This is a genomic window from Microbispora bryophytorum (assembly GCF_006874465.1).
In the GTDB taxonomy this organism is placed as follows: Bacteria; Actinomycetota; Actinomycetes; order Streptosporangiales; family Streptosporangiaceae; genus Microbispora; species Microbispora bryophytorum.
Window position 1 is genome coordinate 237,820 of sequence record NZ_VIRL01000005.1, and the last position, 16,211, is coordinate 254,030.

Here is a 16,211-nt window from a genome sequence, read left to right on the forward strand (position 1 = left end):
GCGCAAGCCCCGTCACCGCTGCGCCACCGCACCGGCGAAGCGGCCGGGCAGCCCGCGAAGGTGCCGGGCGAGTACAACGACAGCATGCGGAGCAGGCGGGCCGGGGTGTCCGACATCCGTCCATGCTGATGGACATGTAGGACGGCAACTGTCCTAAACAGACGGGAGGCTGGCCGCCATGAGCACACCACAGCCGTTTCGCGTCGACGTCCCGCAGGCCGACCTCGACGACCTGACCGGCCGTCTGGCCCGCACCCGCTGGCCCGATGAGCTTCCCGGCGTCGGCTGGTCCTACGGGGTGAACAAGGACCACCTCATGGGGCTGGTCGAACACTGGTGCACCGGCTACGACTGGCGCGAGCACGAGGCCCGCCTCAACAAGGTCCCGCAGTTCACCACCGAGATCGATGGCCAGAACATTCATTTCCTGCACGTACGCTCCCCCGAGCCCGACGCCACCCCGCTGATCATCACGCACGGCTGGCCGAGCACGGTGTACGACTTCCTGGACATCCTCGGGCCGCTGACCGACCCCCGGGCGCACGGCGGGAATCCGGCGGACGCCTTCCACGTCGTCGCGCCCTCGGTGCCGGGTTTCGCGTTCTCCGGGCCGACCCGCGAGACCGGGTGGGGGGCCGGCCGCGTCGCCCGGGCCTGGGCCGAGCTCATGCGCCGCCTGGGGTATGAGCGTTTCGGCGCGCAGGGGGGCGACTTCGGCAGCATCGTCTCCCCCGAGCTCGGCCGGATCGCGCCGGAGCGCGTGATCGGCGTCCATGTCAACGCGCTGGCCACCGCCTCGACGCCGATCGACCCCGGCGAGCTGGACGCGCTGTCCGGCGACGAACGCGAACAGGCCAGGCGGAACCAGTCGTGGTGGTACGGCCACTCCGGCTACGCCACCCAGATGTCCACCCGGCCGCAGACCCTGGCGTACGCGCTCAACGACTCCCCGGCCGGCCAGCTGGCGTGGAACCTGGAGTGGTTCGTGGACTGGGATCCCACCCGGACCGAGCGAACCCCCGTCGACCGCGACACTGTCTTGACCAACGTCACGATCTTCTGGCTGACCGCCACGGCGGGATCGGCCGCGCGGCTGTACCTGGAGACCGCGTCGGAGGCGTGGGGCCGGCGGCCCCCGCCCTCGCCGGTGCCGACGGGGGTGGCGAACTTCCTCGGTGACCGGGCGATCCGCGGGCTGGCCGAGCTGTCGAACACCGTCGTCCACTGGTCGCGGTTTCCCCGTGGCGGGCACTTCGCCTCGCTGCAGGCCCCGGATCTCCTGGTCGCCGATATCCGGGACTTCTTCCGGAGTCTGACAGCCCGGTAGGGGCATGGCCGGCGTGTACGGCCCACACCGACCGCCGGTCACCGGCCACCGGCCACCGACCACCGACCACCGACCGACGAGGACGACGGCTTCGACCTGCCGGCCTTCGTCACGTCGGCGTCGGGCAACGTGAGCCTGTGGTCGATGATGATCGAGATCCGCACGCCGACGGCGGTGCATTCGATCGATCGGTACTGCTCCGCGAAGGGCTGACGCGGCTGCTCGCCGACGCCGGGCACGAGACCGTGGCCGCCGTCGGCGACGCGCAGGCGATTTCGGCGGCGACTCACTCCGGCTCGGGCAGGTCCATCACCGCGAGCCTGGCCGGGTCGGTCACGACCGTGATCCCGGTGATCCGGCCGTCGGCGATGGTGAACGCCATGACCGACAGCGGGGTGCCGTCCGCGCGCCACGACACGAATCCGGGAAGGCCGTCGACGAGCACCGCCCGGCCTCGCACGGCCGCGCCGGCGGCTGCACGGCTCTGTGCGCCGGTGGCGACCTCGGTGGCGCCGAGTACGACGACCACGCCGCCGGGGGTGTCGGCGGTCAGCTTCACCTCGGGGTCGAGCACGCGCAGCAGTCCCTCGAAGTCGCCGCGGTGTGCCGCCGCCAGGAAGGCCTGGACCACCTCGCGCTGCTGCCGTCCGGCGGGCGCCGGGTGCTCTGTCGTCTGCACCTTCCTGCGGGCGCGGCTGGCGAGCATTTTGGCGGCGTCTGCGGATTTGCCGAGGATCTGGCCGATCTCGTCGAACGGCACCGCGAAAAGGTCGTGCAGCACGAACGCCAGCCGCTCGCCCGGCCCGAGCGACTCGAGGACGACGAGGAGCGCGAGCCCGACCGAGTCGGCGAGCGCCACGTCGTCCTCCGGCGCGGGGCCGTCGTCGACCGTCACGACGAGCTCGGGCAGCCGGTCGTCGTAGGACGCCTCGGGGCGGGCCTGGCGCGATCGCAGGACGTCGAGGCTGATCCGGCCGACCACCGTGGTCAGCCAGCCGGCGAGGTTGTGGATGGCCGCCGTGTCCTGCCGGGAGAGCCGCAGCCAGGCCTCCTGGACCACGTCCTCGGCGTCGGCGTGGGATCCGAGCATGCGGTAGGCGACCGCGCGCAGCCGGTCGCGCTGGGCCTCGAACGTCTTGGCCACCAGGTCCGCCGGGCTGGTGTCGGACATGTTTGTTACCTTCCTCGAATGCGCTTCGTCATCGGGATGACGGGCCCGGACGGGCCGAGGTAACCGATGAAGGAGCATCACTGATGGAAGCACGCATGAAGAGCCCGGCGAATCCCGACGTGATCACGGCAGTCCAGCACCTCTACAAGGCGATTCACGCCGGTGGCGTCGACCCGCGCGCCCTCGAGCTGGTCCACCTGCGCGCCAGCCAGATCAACGGCTGCAGCCCGTGCGTGTTCGCCGGGGTCGCGTCGGCGAAGAAGCACGGAGAGACCGACGAGCGGCTGCACAGCGTGGTGGCGTGGCGCGAGACGCCCTTCTTCACCGAGGCGGAGCGGGCGGCGCTCGCGCTGACCGAGGCCGCCACCCGCATCCAGGACGGCGCGCCGGGCGTGACCGACGAGATCTGGGAGGCTGCCGCCGCCCACTTCGACGACGGGCAGCTGTCCGCGATCATCCTGAACGTCGCGATGACCAACTTCTTCAACCGGATCAACCGCGCGGTCCGGGAGCAGGCCGGCACGACCTGGTGAGCCGGGCGGGGCGTCATCAGCCGGTGACAGCAGGGACGGACAGTCGAAGGCCGGCGCCCCGCCACACGCGGCGGCCTTCGTCGTGCTCAGTGCGCCGCGCGCACCGCCGAGACCAGTCCGCCGCTGCCTTCGTCCTGCTGCGGCGGGGTGAGCACCGGACGGCCGTAGGCCTCGGCGCGCTCACGCAGGGTGAAGGTCTCCGCCTTCCAGCCGAGGCCGTCCAGCCAGCCGACCGGGTCCTCCGGCATCTCCGAGACCCACATCGACGCTGCCGATCCCGGAGCGGCGTCCCCGCGGAAGCGTTCGACCACACCGCGCGGGCCCAGCGTCAGGCCCATCCTGCTGCCTGCGGCGGACAGCGCGCCCACCCGTTCGAGCAGCGACTGCACCGCGTCCTTGGGCAGATAGATCAGCAGTCCCTCGGCGATCCACACTGTCGGCTGCGCCGGATCGTGCCCGGCCGCGGCCAGGGCGCCGGGCCAGTCCTCGCGCAGGTCGACCGGGACGGTGATCCGCTCGCAGCGCGGAACGGCCCGCTCCTGACGCAGCACCGAGGCCTTGAAGCCCAGCGGTTCGGCCGTGTCGACCTCGAACAGCCGGGTCCCCGCAGGCCAGTCCAGCCGGAAGGCCCTGCTGTCCATCCCGGCTCCGAGCAGCACGACCTGCCGGACGCCGGACGCGACCGCCCGGTCCAGCAGGTCGTCCAGGAACTTCGTCCGGATGACGATCGAGAGGGCCACACCGAGCCAGCGGCGCCGCGCCGCCTCGTCCGCGCGCGGGGGCGGCGGCGTCCCGGGGCCTCTCCCGCCGGCCGTGGCGAAGGCCAGCGCCAGCGGGTCCCGGAACAGCGGCTGCTCGCGTGCCGTCTCCATCGCCCTCACCCGGGCCACGCCCACGGCTGTGGCCCACACCCCGGACGGCTCGACCCTTCCCGCCGCATCAGTCATGCGTTCACCCTAGCCAGGCCGCCGGGGCGTCACACCGGCGCGGTCGGGAACAGCGCTCCGGGGGCCAGGTCCAACCTGGTGGCGACGACGTCCTTGGGCGGGGTGAGGTCCAGGTGCCGGTCACCGAAGCGGCGTAGGGTACGCGTGATCAGCGGGCTGACGGTCGCCAGGTCGTCGGGGTCCACGAGATGGCCGGCTGGTTCACCTTCGCATGGGGCGGCTGCTCGGCGAATCGGTGGTGCTCGAGCCCGCCGAGTACGCCGCGCTGAGTCCGGAACGCGAGGACTACCTGCGGACGCAGCTCGTGCACCGATGAGGTTTCCGCGCCGCGCCCGTCTGTACGTGTGAGATCGACTCACGAGAGGCCGGCACGATGCGGAAATTGATCTTCGGCATGAACCTGAGCCTGGACGGCTACATCGCCGCGCCCGGCGACGACCTCGGCTGGAGCGTACCGAGCGACGAGCTGTTCCAGTGGTGGTCCGACCGGGTGGGGGCGACCGGCCTGGCGCTGTACGGGCGCAAACTGTGGGAGACGATGAGTTCCCACTGGCCGACCGCCGACCAGCAGCCCGGCGCCACACCGGCGGAGATCGAGTACGCCCGCCGCTGGCGGGACATGCCGAAGGTGGTGTTCTCCTCGACGACCAGCACGGTCGACTGGAACACCCGCCTGGTCACCGGCGACGCGGTCACCGAGATCACCCGGCTCAAGGCCGAGGACGGCGGCCCAATGGACATCGGCGGCGCCACGCTCGCCGGGGCGGCCATGCGGGCCGGGCTGATCGACGAGTACGCGCTGGTCACCATGCCGGTCCTGGTGGGCGGCGGCACGCCGTTCTTCACCGCGCTGGACAGCTGGGTGAACCTGCACCTGGCCGAGACGCGGGCATTTCCCGGCGGCGTGGTGCTGACCCGATACGAGACGAGGCGATGAGCACGAGCCGATGCCCGGCTCGTGAGGCCGGGCCGAAATCCTTCCTGGCGTGCTCACCGTGACCCTCGGCGATGAGGGAACCCTCCCCCAGGCCCTTCCTCGCGTTCCAAGTGAGCACCAGAGAGGAAGGCGACGGCGTCGTTGATCCTGACGATGATCGTCGGGCATGAAGACGCCCCGCCGGCAACGCCGGCGGGGCGGTGGTGTTCGCGTCGCCGCGTCGGTGTCCCGCTGGCCGGGGTGCTCATTCGGCGGTGACTTCGGCGGCGGCTTCGGTGACGGCGGCCCCTGCGCTGGACTCGTCGACGACGGGGCCTTTGTTCGATGACAGTGTCGGGGGCAGGCCCAGCCATGGTTTGCCGGTCGCGTCGAATCCGGTGAGCTCGGCGAGCTTCCCGTCGACGATGTGCAGGACCGCGATGTTATACAGCCGGTATTCCGGGTCGTCGGGGGTGCGGAGGTACAGCACGGCGGCAGGCATGCGGTTGACCGTCGTGGCGATGCAGCGCCAGTCGTCGTAACCGCGCTGGAAGAGCCCATTGGAAACCCAGCCGTCCACCGCGTCCTTGGCCGTGACGCTCAAGGTGCCCGGCTCGGGCAGCATCGTGAAGCGCAGGTCGTCGCGCAGCAGGGCCATCAGCCCGTCGAGGTCGTTGCGCTCATGGGCGTCCATATACGACTTCACCGCGCCGCGCTCGTCATCCGACAGCTCGTGCGTGGCAGGGCTCCGCCAGTCGAGGCGGCGGTCGGGCAGCTGGTCGCGCATCGTCACGCGCGCCCGCTGCAGTGCGCTGGTCACCGATGCGACGGTCAGTTCGAGGGCGTCGGCGGCCTTCGACGCCGGCCAGCCGAGGACGTCGCGCAAGATGAACACCGCCCGCTGCCGCGGCGGCAGGTGCTGGACGGCGACGATGAACGCCAGCTCGATCGTCTCCCGAGCCACCACCGACTCCTGTGGGTCCTCCGGGAGCATCCGGTCCGGGTAGGGCTGCAGGTAGCGCATTTCCGAGCCCGCGCCCGGCAGCTCGGCAGGCACGGGTGTGCGGTCGTTGCGCTTGTCCAGGAAGTCGAGGCAGGCGTTCGTCGCGATCCGGTACAGCCAGGTCCGCAGCGCAGCGTGGCCCTTGAACGACTCCCGCTTGTGCCACGCCCGCAGGAACGTCTCCTGCGTCATGTCCTGGGCGTCCTCGTAGTTCGCGAGCATCCGGTAGCAGTGCACCTGCAGCTCACGCCGGTGGCGCTCCGTGATGAGCGCGAACCGTGCTGCGTCACGTGAGCGGGCCGCCGCGATGAAGGCGGCCTCGTCGTCGCCCAGCAGTCTGTCGTCGGTCATGGTGGTCAATCCTTCCGCGGGTGGCGAGGGGCTGCCAGAACTGACGACGTGGCGGAGGATTTCTGAGCGGTGAAGCCGCTGACACCGGGCCGTTCGTCAGGAACGTTCACCGGAGTGGAGCGGAGCGGGCTTCGCGAGGACCCGAGGTTCCTTCTGACGCAGTGACCGGCCAAGATTCGTGGACACCCCATGAGAAAGACTTTTCGCGCTGCTCATAATGGTATTTCTGGCGAATGATTCCGCAATTTTCTTGACTGCTTCTATTCTTCGTAGAATCTCGGGGTGACCGCTACCCCCCACGACCCGTACGCGGCCCCGCGTCCCCGCCCGGAGGTCACGCTGGCGCATATCGCGAAGCTGGCCGGCGTGTCCGCCCCGACCGTCTCCAAAGTGATCAACGGCCATCCCGGTGTGGCGGCCGGCACCCGCCGCAAGGTCGAGGAGCTGGTGCAGGAGCACGGCTGGCGGCGCCGGCCGGACGCGGTCGACTCCAGTGCGGTGGTGGAGGTCGTCTTCGAGTCCCTCGACAGCCTGTGGGCGCTGGAGCTGATCCGGGGCATGGACGAGGTCGTCCAGGACCGTGGCATGATCCTGGGCCTGACCGACATGCGCGGTCGGCGCTCCCCGCACTCGGGCTGGATCGACCAGGTGCTGGCCCGCCGCCCGCTCGGGGTGATCGCGGTCTCGGCCGACCTCAGCGAACGCCAGCGGGCCCGGCTGGCCAGCCGCTCCATTCCGCTGGTCGCCCTGGACCCCCGCGGCGAGCCCGACCACCGCGTCCCCTCGGTGGGGGCCACCAACTGGAACGGCGGCCTGGCCGCCACCCGCCACCTGCTGGAGCTGGGCCACCGCAGGATCGCCATGATCAACGGGCCGGACACGCTGATGTGCTGCCGGGCCCGCCTGGACGGCTACCGGGCCGCCCTGGACTCGGCCGGCGTCCCGGCCGATCCCGGCCTGGTGCGCACCGGCCCGCTGTATGTGGAGGGAGGCCGCACGCAGGCCCAGGCGTTGCTGGCGCTCGCGGATCCGCCGACCGCGATCTTCGCCGCCAACGACCTGCAGGCTCTGGGGGTCTACCAGGCCGCCCACCGGGCCGGGCTGCGTGTTCCCGAGGACCTGAGCGTCGTCGGGTTCGACGACCTGCCCCTCGCGCAGTGGGCGGACCCGCCGATGACCACCGTGCGTCAGCCCTTGCAGAAGATGGGGACCAGCGCTGCCGAGATGGTGCTGGCCCTGGCCTCCCGCGCAGCACCGGTCGAGGACCGGGTGGAGCTGGCGACCCGGCTGGAGGTGCGCTCCAGCACCGCTCCCCTCCTCTGACCCAGGTTTACCGGCCATCCGCAGGCCGGCCCAGGAACGAGTGTTTCGTGAAACTTTCAGAAGCATTCATTCCATTATCCGGGTCACCTGCGGAAACAGTTGCCGCCACTCGCCTGGGGTGTTCGCCGTGCAGCCCTCTGTTTCACCATTTGGGCACGCGCGCTCCCGCCGATCAGACCCGAAGCGCCGACGAGCAGCCGACGGCGCGAGTGGCGCAGGCCGATGGACCTCAGCGCCCGGATCTCCGCGTGACCGGCTCGGATCGCGTCCAATCCATGGAGGACATATGAAACACCGGATCGAGTTCGGGCGGCTCCGAACTATGGTCATCTTCATCGCCGGTCTCCTCGTGTGCGCGGCGCTGACCATCTCCCCGCAGGCCGCCACCGCGGACGCCTCAACCAAGTACCTGGGGGTGTTCCGCGAGACGAGCCCCTCCCAGATCCTCTCGGGAACCGTCAGCCGGTACGGGGTCACCCCGGCCAGCGTGCAGTGGTTCGACAGCTGGGCCACCGGCAACGCCTTCAACGCGGCCGAGGCCAGGGCCCTGTGGAACCAGGGCGTCATGACGCACTTCACCTGGGAACCCTGGAACCCGACTCTCAGCGTGAGCGACTCCAACCAGATCCACCTCCAGGACATCGTCAACGGCAAATGGGACAGCTACATCAGGGCCCGCGGCGCGGAGTTCGCATCGGTCGGCGCGCCGATCATGGTGCGCTGGGGACACGAGTTCAACGGCGACTGGTACCCCTGGGGCATCGTCAACAACGGCAGCAACCCCGCTCTGTACATAAGCGCCTACCGGCGGGTGCACGACCTGGTCGTCGCCGCAGGCGCCACCAACGTCCAGTGGGTGTGGTGCTTCAACAACAGCTCCACCCCCAACTCCTCCTTCAACGACCCCGGGCAGTCCTACCCCGGTGACGCCTACGTCGACTGGGTCGGCATCGACGGCTACAACTGGGGCCTCGGCCCGTCCTGGGACCCCTCTGGCAACTACTGGACGAGCTTCGACTCGATGTTCGCCAGCCCCTACGCCAAGGCACGCTCCGTCGCCCCGAAGCGCCCGGTCATGATCGGCGAGGTCGGCTCCAGCGAGGATGGCGGCAACAAGGCCCAGTGGATCAACGACATGGCGTCCGTCCTGCAGTCGGGCCGCTACCCCGACCTGAAGAACGTCGTCTACTTCGACCAGGACAAGGAGGAGCGGTGGTCGGGCACCTCGTCGTCGGCCGTCCAAACCGCTTTCACCTCGTGGGTCAACCAGACCTACATGAGGGGGACGGGAACGAACCTGGCCAAGGTGGTCGCGGAGTACAAGGGAACGTCCCCGAGCCCCTCGGTTTCACCGTCCCCGAGCCCCTCGCCATCAGCCTCACCGTCCCCGAGCCCGTCACCCTCGGCTTCGCCGTCCCCGAGCCCCTCGGCTTCGCCGTCGGCGAGCCCATCGCCGGTCGGCGGCGCGTGCTCGGCCACCTACACGACGATCAACTCGTGGCCCGGCGGATTCCAGGGCGAGGTGACGGTACGCGCCGGGACCTCGGGGATCAACGGTTGGACGGCACGCTGGACCTTGGCCGGCGGGCAGACGATCAGCCAGCTCTGGAACGGCACCTTGAGCGTCAGCGGTTCCGCGGTGACGGTGAAGAACGTGAGCTGGAACGGCTCGCTGGGCGCGAACGCCTCCGCCACGTTCGGGTTCCTCGCCAACGGATCACCGGCATCGCCCACGGTCACCTGCACCAGCCCGTGACCTGACGAACGCCTCATCACGCCGGCAGGCCACCTCGCACCGACCCGGTGGCCTGACCCGGTCGCCTGCATCGACGGCACACCCGCCGCAGAACGTCGCGCCGCGAGGCGTCCGGGCTCGGCGGGTGAGGGGCCGGATAAATCGATCGACACCCCGCGCCGGAGCTCGCTAGCGTCCGGCCATGGCTGTTTTCACCGACGCCGACCTCGACCGCTTCGTCGCCGAGGGCTTCCTCAAGGTGGAGGAGGCGTTCCCGCGCGAGACGGGGGATCGGATCAGGGATCTGCTCTGGCGGCAGATCGGCCTGTCCCCCGACCGGCCGGAGGACTGGACGCAGCCGGTGGTGTGGGCCGCCCCCGACCCCGCCGGGCAGGGCCCGTTCGGGGAGGCGATGCGCGGCCCGCGTCTTGCCGAGGCGCTGGACCTCGTCGCGGGCAAGGGCGGGTGGGTGCCGCGCGGCACCATCGGCAACACGCCGGTCCGCTTCCCCCACCCCTCCGACGCCGGGGACACCGGCTGGCACATCGACCAGAACGACCCCGGCCCGGCCGGCGCCTGGGGGACCGACGCCCTCGCGTCCCACACGATGCTCGTGCTGGTGTTGCTGTCCGAGGTCGGTCCCGACGACGCGCCCACCCGCATCAGGGTCGGCTCCCACCTCGACACCGTCCGCGTCCTGGAGCCGCACGGCGCGCAGGGGCTGGAGTTCTTCGCCTCCGGCCCGGTGCTGGACGAGGCGACCGCGCATCGGCCCGAGACCCGCGCGACGGGACTGCCCGGCGACATCTACCTGTGCCACCCGCACCTTGTCCACGCCGCCCAGCCCCACCGCGGCACCCGGCCTCGCTTCATGTCCCAGATCCCGCTCTTCCTGGCCGAGCCGCTGGCCCCCGGCGACGCCACCCCCCTCGCCCGGGCTGTACGGCTCGGGCTCGGCGGCTGACCGGCGCGGCTTCGGGCCGCACTACCGCGGAGGCGGCGGGCACGGGCCGCTCCCAGCGGATCTCGGCGGATCTCGGCGGCGAGGTCAGTGCGAGTGGATCTCTTCGTGAGCCTCTTCGAGAGAACGCTCCTCCAGGATCGCCGCGACCCCACTCGCGAAGTTGGAGCACTCGAAGATGTCCTCGTGCGGGCAGGCCAAGCCGTGGGCGATGGCGGTGCGGGCCACCTGAGCCCGGGCGATCCGTTGATCCAGCTCGGCGAGCTTGCGGTGGTACAGCTCCCGCCAGCCGTCGCCGGCCGGCGAGCGGGACGCGACGAACGTCTTGACCTCGCGCAGCGTGAAACCGACATCCCGCAGCATCAAGACCACACCGACCAGCCCGACCGCCGACGGCGGATAACGCCGTTGGCCCGAGACCCGGGCCGGCGCCGGCAGCAGGCCGAGCTCCTCCCAGTAGCGCAGAGCGGAGGTGGCCACACCCGTGCGGCGCGCCAGCTCACCGATCGTCAACCGCTCGTCCATTGACTTCAAGCGTACTTGAAGCCGTTGACTGGCGATCATGCGGACAGCGGGTGCGTCTCTCAAGCAACGCGTGATCAGATACCTGGTGGGCCAGGCCCATCGTCCCCGGGGCGTCGTCGGGTGGGCGAACGGCTGGATGTTCGCCCACCGCCCTTCCAACCGGAAGCGCAACATCTGGGCGGTGTCGCTGCTGGACGTGCAGCCTGCCGACCGGGTGCTCGAGGTCGGCTTCGGTCCCGGCATCGCCATCGCCGAGTGCGCCGCCCGCGCCATCCGGGGCCACGTCTTCGGCGTCGACCACTCGCAGACCATGGTCCGGCGGGCCGCCCGTCGCAACGCCGCCGCCATCCGCGCCGGCCGCGTCCACCTCGCGCACGCCACCGTGGAGCGGCTGCCGAGCTTCGGCGATCCACTCGACGCGATCCTCGCGGTCAACTCCGTGGGGTTCTGGCCCGACCCGGTGGAGCGGCTTCGCGAGCTGCGCCGCCTGCTCCGGCCCGGGGGACGCATCGCGCTCGTCAGCCAGCCGCGCTGCCCTCCTGCCGCACGGAACAGTGCTGCCCGGAACAGTGCCACCAGGAACCGTGCTGCCCGGGACACCACGGCCCGGGACACCACGGCCCGGGACACCACGGCCCGGGCCGCCCAAGAGCTTCAGGACCTGCTCACCCGGGCCGGCTTCACCGGCCTGCGGGTCGAGACCCTCGACCTCGACCCGCCCGTCGCCTGCGTCCTCGCCGCCGATCCAGCCGGCAGGCCGTCATGACCGCCAGGACACGCGAGATGACCGGTGCCCGGGAGAGGTCAGCCGGCGGGCGTGCCGAACCAGTGGGAGAGGTGGGCGTCAAGATCCTGCTGATCGTCGCCGATCCAGGCGACGTGGCCGTCGGGGCGTAGCAGGACGCATGGGACGTCCAGCGCCGCGGTGGGATCCGCGAGGTAGTCGATCCGGTCCGACCAGCCGCCGGCGCTCAGGCGTCCGGTGCGGTCCAGCAGCAGGCCGCGGCCGCGATGCAGCAGATCGTAGAGGCGGCCCTGTTTCACGTCGATGTCGCGCAGGCGGCGGCCGAGCAGGTCGGGGCCGTCGCCGAAGTCGTAGCGGATGCCGATCGCGGTGATCTTCTCGATCAGATGGCGGTTCACCACGTCGAAGTCCATCAGTTCGCTGAGCAGCCTGCGTACGGCCTGCGGGCCCGGTTCGGCGGACAGCAGTTCCCTCTGGGCGCGGGTGTTGTCCAGCACGTCCTCGGCGACCGGACGGCGTTCGGCCTGGTAGGTGTCCAGCAGTGTGCCCGGCGCCCAGCCGCGGATCTGCGCGGCCAGTTTCCAGCCGAGGTTGACCGCGTCCTGAACGCCGAGGTTGAGGCCCTGCCCGCCGATGGGCGGATGGATGTGTGCCGCGTCGCCGGCCAGCAGCACCCGCCCGGCCCGATACCGTTCGGCCAGCCGGGTGGCGTCCCCGAAGCGGGACAACCAGCGTGGGGAGTGCACGCCGAAATCCGTTCCGGCGATGGCGCGCAGCGCGTGTTCGAAATCCTCGAGGGTGGGCGGTTCCGCGCGATCGACGACTCCCACGGCGGGGACGACGACGCTGTAGACCCCACCGCCGAAGGGCCTGAGCCAGAACGGTTTGCGGGTCTCGTTGATCTCGGCCACCTTGGCGGTGATCTCCTCCTGCGGCGCACCCACTTCCATCTCGCCCATCAGCGTCTCGGTGCGGGAGGGCTCGCCGGGGAAGCCGACGCCGAGCAGTTTGCGCACCGTGCTGCGCGCGCCGTCACAGCCGACGAGATAGCGCGTACGCAGCCGTTCCCCGTCGGCCAGCTCGACGGTCACGCCCTCGTCGTCCTGCTCGAAACCGGTCACCGCGCGACCACGCCGCACCTGCGCGCCCAGTTCGGTCGCATGCTCCTCAAGCAGGCGTTCGATCACCGGTTGCGGGATGCCCAGCAGATAGGCGTGCGCGGAGTCCAGCCCTTTGGGCGCGGGTTTGTCGATGGCGGCGAAGAAGCCGCCGGCCGGACGCCGTCTTGCATGCGGGAGAACGCGCTCCAGCAGTCCGCGCATCGCCATCAGCTCGATACTGCGAATGTGCAGACCGACGATGCGGACGAACGACTTGGGCTCGGTCTCCTTCTCCACGACGAGCACCCGCATGTCGTGCAGCCGTAGTTCGGCGGCCAGCATCGCGCCGGTCGGCCCGCACCCGGCGATGATCACGTCGAACACGGGTGCGCGATCGGCGTCGGTGGCGGGTGCCCGGACAACTGCGGGGACCTCGCCCACGGTGAAGTCGCGATCGGCCATGTCGCTCGACGACGGCTCGGCGGTGAACTGGGAACGCATAGGTGTTGCCTTTCGGGAGTGCCGTGATGGCGAGGCACTCCCGGCGACACCTACGTCAATCGCCCGGCCGTGACGGGAAGGGGGAGCACCCACGTCGATGCAGCGTTCATGGGTCTCACCTCCTCGGACGGTGTCACGGTAGACCGCACGCTACAAGCCCGGGCGTGATCTCGTCCAATCCTTTTTCCGGCCCTCCGATCAGCAGATGGACCGGGCGACGCGGGTAGTAGTCTGCGTTCATGTTCCACCGCAAACCCCTCGAAGAGCGCATCGCCGAGCGCGTCGCCAAGCGGCCTCCGCTCAAGGAGGGCAAGCACTTCGAGCACCGCCCCGCGCTGATCGTGTTCTGCGTGGTCATCGCGCTGGTCGCGCTGAAGATCGTGGGCGCGTTCGCCCTCATGAAGTGGGGCGTCAAGTAGGCCCCCCGCCTTACTCGGTGGATCGGACGCCGGCGTCTCCCGGACCGGCAGAGGGCAGCAGCGCGTCGCCGAGCATCCGCCAGTACGGCAGCGCGGACCGCCCCGGCTCGATCCCGATGACCTGGATCGCGACGTGGTCGGCGCCCGCGTCGAGGTGCGCGCGGAGCTTGGCCACGATGGTGTCGAGGTCGCCCCAGAACACCAGGTCGTCGATGAGACGGTCGCTGCCGCCGCCCGTGATCTCCTCATCGGCGTACCCCAGCCGCCGGAACTTGGCGATGTTGTACGGCGTGTTCAGGTAACGGTGGAGGTGCTCGCGCGCGGCCGCACGGGCCCTGGCGGGGTCGGACTCGAACAGCACCGCGTGTTCGACGCCCAGGAACGCGTCCGGCCCGAGAATCTCCCGCGCCTGTGCGGTGTGCGCCACGGTGACGTGATAGGTGAGCGCGCCGGCGGAGCGGTCACGGGCCAGTTCGAGCATCTTGGGCCCGTACGCCGCGAGGATGCGGCGCATCGGCGTCCGCGGCAGCGGGTTGGGCGTCGTCAGCCCGTCCATCTCGTCGAGGTAGCCGGCCATCGCCGCCAGCGGCGTGATCCCCGGCCGCGGCACGCCGCCGAACCCCAGGCCCAGCACGTGCCGCCCGGGGTAGGCGTCGGCCAGGAGCAGCGCGGCGCCGTACGCCCTGGGGGCCTCGCGCGACCAGATCTGCGCGATGCCGTTGACGACGGTGATCCGCCGCGTGCAGGAGAGCAGGTAACCGGCGTGCGTGAACGCCTCACGCCCCGCCAGCTCCGGGATCCAGAACGCGGGCCATCCCCGGTCCTCCAGTTCCTGCACCGACTCGCGCATCCGCGCGGCCGGTTGGTGCTCGAAGTCGAAGGTGTAGATCCCGAACCTGCCCAGATCCAGGCCGTCGAGGTCGCCCATCGATGATCTCCTCACGCTCGTCTCCACACCCAGTACATATCGAAGTATCGCAGATTATCGATATGTGGTGCGATGCGGAGTCCCTCGTCGTGCGGCGTCGCGGTTCTAGAGCGTCTCCATCAAGATGGCGAAGAGCTGGGCGATGCGCTGATCGTCGCGCTTGTAGTGGGTCCACTTGCCCACCCGTGTGGCCTTCACCAGGCCCGCCCGTTGCAGCTCGGCCATGTATGCCGACACCGTCGACTGTGCGAGTCCCGCCCTGGCCTGGATGTGGCTCACGCACACGCCGACTTCGGCCGGATCGGCGATCGCCTCCTCCAGCGGGAAGTGACGCTCCGGCTCACGCAGCCACATCAGCATCTGCAACCGCACCGGGTTCGACAGCGCGCGCAACGCGTCGACCAGCCCGGGATCCGGTGAGATCGCAGTCTCCTCCATGAACCCAGGCTACAGCTCCCCCACCGATAGTTCGCATTTCCTCGATTTGATCGAGGAATCACGATTCCAGCGCGCTGCCCTGCTGCCACTTGCTGAACGGCATCTGCCAGAAGCCCCAGCCGTTGTTCCACTCCAGGATCCGGCTGGTGCCGACGATCTTGACGACGTCGCCCCGGTGGAAGTTGTCGTAGAACCACTTGGCCTGGGAGGGGCTGGCGTTGACACACCCGTGGCTCACGTTGGCCCGGCCCTGCGAGCCGACCGACCAGGGTGCGCTGTGGACGTACTCGCCGCTGTTGGAGATCCGCACGGCGTGGTTGACGACCTCCTTGTAGTAGCCGGGGTCGCCTTCCTTCTTGCCGGGGGAGATCATGGTGACGGGGTTACCGCGTTCCATGGTCAGGTGGATGCCCGTGGTGGTGGTGTACTCGCGGGTGGTCGCCATTCCGGCGCTGATCTTCATGGTCTGCACGACCTTGCCGTCGCGCCGGACCACCATCATGTGGCTCTTGGTGCTGACCGAGCTGATCCAGGCCGCACCGATCTTGATGGTCGTCGTGTGGTCCTCGAGGCCGTAGGTGTCCGGCCCGGCCTTCACGCCGGTCAGGTGCGCGGTGAACTTCACCTTCTGGTGCGCGGGCCAGTATTTGGACGTCCGGTAGATGACGTACTGGTCGTCGATCCACCGCCACGCGCCCTTGACCGGCTTCTCCGCGTCCACCTCGAGGGCCTGCTCCACGGCGGCCTTGTCCTGCACCGGCGCGTTGAACCGCACCATGATCGGCATGCCGACGCCGACGGTCTCCCCCTTGATGCCGGGCGTGACGTCCACGACCTCCAGCCCGACCTTGGGCTTGAGCGTGGTGAAGCGGCTGGTCGCGGTCGCCGGGCCGCCCTTGCCGGTGGCCTTGGCCGACACCGTGTACTTGGCCGAGGGCTTGAGCGGCTCCTTGGAGGTCCACTTGGTGTGGGTGGAGTCGAACTCACCCTCGACCGCCTCGTCGCCCGCCTGGACGACGACCTCCTCCAGCTCGCCGTCGGCGGCCGTGACGACCACGGTCTTGTCGGGGCGCACCTTCGCGCTGCCCGTCGCCGGGCTGATCGCGATCTTCGGGGCGGGGACGGCGGGCGCGGTGTCGCCGGAGTCTCCGCCCGCCGCACCCGGCGTGCCCGGCGTGCCCGCCCCGCCGGAGCATGCCGACAGAGCCGCGGTCAGCGCCACGGCGACTGCGGCGATCGGCCACCTCGAACGACTTCCAGTGCTCAGCACAACTACTCCCCCATGAGC

The 16,211-nt window shown here is 70.2% G+C and carries 18 protein-coding genes; 8 read left to right on the forward strand and 10 right to left on the reverse strand.

Features of this window, described 5'->3' with window-relative positions:
• Positions 1-178 precede the first annotated feature (178 nt).
• Complete coding sequence (locus FLX07_RS13070) at positions 179-1,327, forward strand: epoxide hydrolase family protein (protein ID WP_142571013.1); 1,149 nt, start codon at positions 179-181, stop codon at positions 1,325-1,327.
• A 38-nt stretch (positions 1,328-1,365) separates the two neighbouring features.
• Here FLX07_RS13070 and FLX07_RS13075 read toward each other — a convergent pair whose 3' ends face one another.
• Together FLX07_RS13075 and FLX07_RS13080 are read right to left on the reverse strand one after the other, a co-directional pair.
• Positions 1,366-1,617: a hypothetical protein gene (locus FLX07_RS13075; protein WP_142571014.1), complete on the reverse strand. Its 252-nt coding sequence runs from the start codon at positions 1,615-1,617 to the stop codon at positions 1,366-1,368.
• Entirely contained in the window at positions 1,614-2,498 is an 885-nt protein-coding gene (locus FLX07_RS13080; RefSeq protein ID WP_142571015.1) for a sigma-70 family RNA polymerase sigma factor, read from the reverse strand. The genes FLX07_RS13075 and FLX07_RS13080 overlap by 4 nt, the downstream gene beginning before the upstream one ends.
• An 83-nt stretch (positions 2,499-2,581) precedes the next feature.
• On the opposite strand from FLX07_RS13080, the gene FLX07_RS13085 reads away from it, so the two are divergent.
• Positions 2,582-3,031: a carboxymuconolactone decarboxylase family protein gene (locus tag FLX07_RS13085; RefSeq protein WP_142571016.1), complete on the forward strand. Its 450-nt coding sequence runs from the start codon at positions 2,582-2,584 to the stop codon at positions 3,029-3,031.
• Between the two features lie 86 nt (positions 3,032-3,117).
• On the opposite strand, the gene FLX07_RS13090 is transcribed toward FLX07_RS13085, so the two are convergent.
• Both FLX07_RS13090 and FLX07_RS36430 read right to left on the reverse strand, forming a co-directional pair.
• Positions 3,118-3,978, reverse strand: a complete 861-nt coding sequence (locus tag FLX07_RS13090) for a class I SAM-dependent methyltransferase (RefSeq protein ID WP_142571017.1) — start codon at positions 3,976-3,978, stop codon at positions 3,118-3,120.
• A 29-nt stretch (positions 3,979-4,007) separates the two neighbouring features.
• Positions 4,008-4,163: a hypothetical protein gene (locus tag FLX07_RS36430; RefSeq protein ID WP_167748226.1), complete on the reverse strand. Its 156-nt coding sequence runs from the start codon at positions 4,161-4,163 to the stop codon at positions 4,008-4,010.
• A 188-nt stretch (positions 4,164-4,351) separates the two neighbouring features.
• On the opposite strand from FLX07_RS36430, the gene FLX07_RS13095 reads away from it, so the two are divergent.
• The gene (locus FLX07_RS13095; protein WP_142571018.1) at positions 4,352-4,915 is read left to right on the forward strand and encodes a dihydrofolate reductase family protein; all 564 of its coding nucleotides are present in this window, start codon (positions 4,352-4,354) and stop codon (positions 4,913-4,915) included.
• A gap of 244 nt (positions 4,916-5,159) precedes the next feature.
• Here FLX07_RS13095 and FLX07_RS13100 read toward each other — a convergent pair whose 3' ends face one another.
• Complete coding sequence (locus FLX07_RS13100) at positions 5,160-6,248, reverse strand: RNA polymerase subunit sigma-70 (protein WP_142571019.1); 1,089 nt, start codon at positions 6,246-6,248, stop codon at positions 5,160-5,162.
• Between the two features lie 282 nt (positions 6,249-6,530).
• Here FLX07_RS13100 and FLX07_RS13105 point away from each other — a divergent pair, with 282 nt between their 5' ends.
• From FLX07_RS13105 to FLX07_RS13115, 3 genes are all read left to right on the forward strand, one after another.
• Positions 6,531-7,571, forward strand: a complete 1,041-nt coding sequence (locus FLX07_RS13105; RefSeq protein ID WP_142571020.1) for a LacI family DNA-binding transcriptional regulator — start codon at positions 6,531-6,533, stop codon at positions 7,569-7,571.
• A gap of 322 nt (positions 7,572-7,893) precedes the next feature.
• A complete protein-coding gene (locus tag FLX07_RS13110) occupies positions 7,894-9,327 on the forward strand; it encodes a cellulose binding domain-containing protein (protein WP_167748227.1) in 1,434 nt (477 codons plus the stop codon).
• A gap of 181 nt (positions 9,328-9,508) precedes the next feature.
• Positions 9,509-10,270: a phytanoyl-CoA dioxygenase family protein gene (locus FLX07_RS13115; protein ID WP_142571022.1), complete on the forward strand. Its 762-nt coding sequence runs from the start codon at positions 9,509-9,511 to the stop codon at positions 10,268-10,270.
• A gap of 84 nt (positions 10,271-10,354) precedes the next feature.
• Here the strand turns inward: FLX07_RS13115 and FLX07_RS13120 are convergent, their stop codons facing one another.
• The gene (locus tag FLX07_RS13120) at positions 10,355-10,792 is read right to left on the reverse strand and encodes a MerR family transcriptional regulator (RefSeq protein ID WP_167748228.1); all 438 of its coding nucleotides are present in this window, start codon (positions 10,790-10,792) and stop codon (positions 10,355-10,357) included.
• A 37-nt stretch (positions 10,793-10,829) separates the two neighbouring features.
• Here FLX07_RS13120 and FLX07_RS13125 point away from each other — a divergent pair, with 37 nt between their 5' ends.
• The gene (locus tag FLX07_RS13125) at positions 10,830-11,558 is read left to right on the forward strand and encodes a class I SAM-dependent methyltransferase (RefSeq protein WP_142571024.1); all 729 of its coding nucleotides are present in this window, start codon (positions 10,830-10,832) and stop codon (positions 11,556-11,558) included.
• A 38-nt stretch (positions 11,559-11,596) separates the two neighbouring features.
• On the opposite strand, the gene rox is transcribed toward FLX07_RS13125, so the two are convergent.
• Entirely contained in the window at positions 11,597-13,021 is a 1,425-nt protein-coding gene (rox, locus tag FLX07_RS13130; RefSeq protein ID WP_208762208.1) for a rifampin monooxygenase, read from the reverse strand.
• 356 nt (positions 13,022-13,377) lie between these two features.
• Here rox and FLX07_RS13135 point away from each other — a divergent pair, with 356 nt between their 5' ends.
• Positions 13,378-13,557, forward strand: coding sequence for a hypothetical protein (locus tag FLX07_RS13135; protein WP_142571026.1), 180 nt, complete (start codon positions 13,378-13,380; stop codon positions 13,555-13,557).
• 10 nt (positions 13,558-13,567) lie between these two features.
• Here FLX07_RS13135 and FLX07_RS13140 read toward each other — a convergent pair whose 3' ends face one another.
• The 3 genes from FLX07_RS13140 to FLX07_RS13150 form a co-directional block, all read right to left on the reverse strand.
• A complete protein-coding gene (locus FLX07_RS13140) occupies positions 13,568-14,500 on the reverse strand; it encodes a TIGR03620 family F420-dependent LLM class oxidoreductase (protein WP_208762192.1) in 933 nt (310 codons plus the stop codon).
• Positions 14,501-14,590: 90 nt separating this feature from the next.
• Positions 14,591-14,923, reverse strand: a complete 333-nt coding sequence (locus FLX07_RS13145) for an ArsR/SmtB family transcription factor (protein ID WP_142571027.1) — start codon at positions 14,921-14,923, stop codon at positions 14,591-14,593.
• A 58-nt stretch (positions 14,924-14,981) separates the two neighbouring features.
• Entirely contained in the window at positions 14,982-16,193 is a 1,212-nt protein-coding gene (locus FLX07_RS13150) for a L,D-transpeptidase (RefSeq protein ID WP_229689583.1), read from the reverse strand.
• Positions 16,194-16,211: the final 18 nt, after the last annotated feature.

Excerpts from the sequence above, each read along its gene's own strand:
- FLX07_RS13135 (WP_142571026.1), top strand. The coding sequence starts at position 13,378 with ATGTTCCACCGCAAACCCCTCGAAGAGCGCATCGCCGAGCGCGTCGCC.
- FLX07_RS13145 (WP_142571027.1), bottom strand. The coding sequence starts at position 14,923 with ATGGAGGAGACTGCGATCTCACCGGATCCCGGGCTGGTCGACGCGTTG.
- FLX07_RS13110 (WP_167748227.1), top strand. The coding sequence starts at position 7,894 with ATGGTCATCTTCATCGCCGGTCTCCTCGTGTGCGCGGCGCTGACCATC.
- FLX07_RS13120 (WP_167748228.1), bottom strand. The coding sequence starts at position 10,792 with ATGGACGAGCGGTTGACGATCGGTGAGCTGGCGCGCCGCACGGGTGTG.
- FLX07_RS13085 (WP_142571016.1), top strand. The coding sequence starts at position 2,582 with ATGGAAGCACGCATGAAGAGCCCGGCGAATCCCGACGTGATCACGGCA.
- FLX07_RS13115 (WP_142571022.1), top strand. The coding sequence starts at position 9,509 with ATGGCTGTTTTCACCGACGCCGACCTCGACCGCTTCGTCGCCGAGGGC.
- FLX07_RS13095 (WP_142571018.1), top strand. The coding sequence starts at position 4,352 with ATGCGGAAATTGATCTTCGGCATGAACCTGAGCCTGGACGGCTACATC.
- FLX07_RS13090 (WP_142571017.1), bottom strand. The coding sequence starts at position 3,978 with ATGACTGATGCGGCGGGAAGGGTCGAGCCGTCCGGGGTGTGGGCCACA.
- FLX07_RS13070 (WP_142571013.1), top strand. The coding sequence starts at position 179 with ATGAGCACACCACAGCCGTTTCGCGTCGACGTCCCGCAGGCCGACCTC.
- FLX07_RS13080 (WP_142571015.1), bottom strand. The coding sequence starts at position 2,498 with ATGTCCGACACCAGCCCGGCGGACCTGGTGGCCAAGACGTTCGAGGCC.
- FLX07_RS13100 (WP_142571019.1), bottom strand. The coding sequence starts at position 6,248 with ATGACCGACGACAGACTGCTGGGCGACGACGAGGCCGCCTTCATCGCG.
- FLX07_RS13125 (WP_142571024.1), top strand. The coding sequence starts at position 10,830 with ATGCGGACAGCGGGTGCGTCTCTCAAGCAACGCGTGATCAGATACCTG.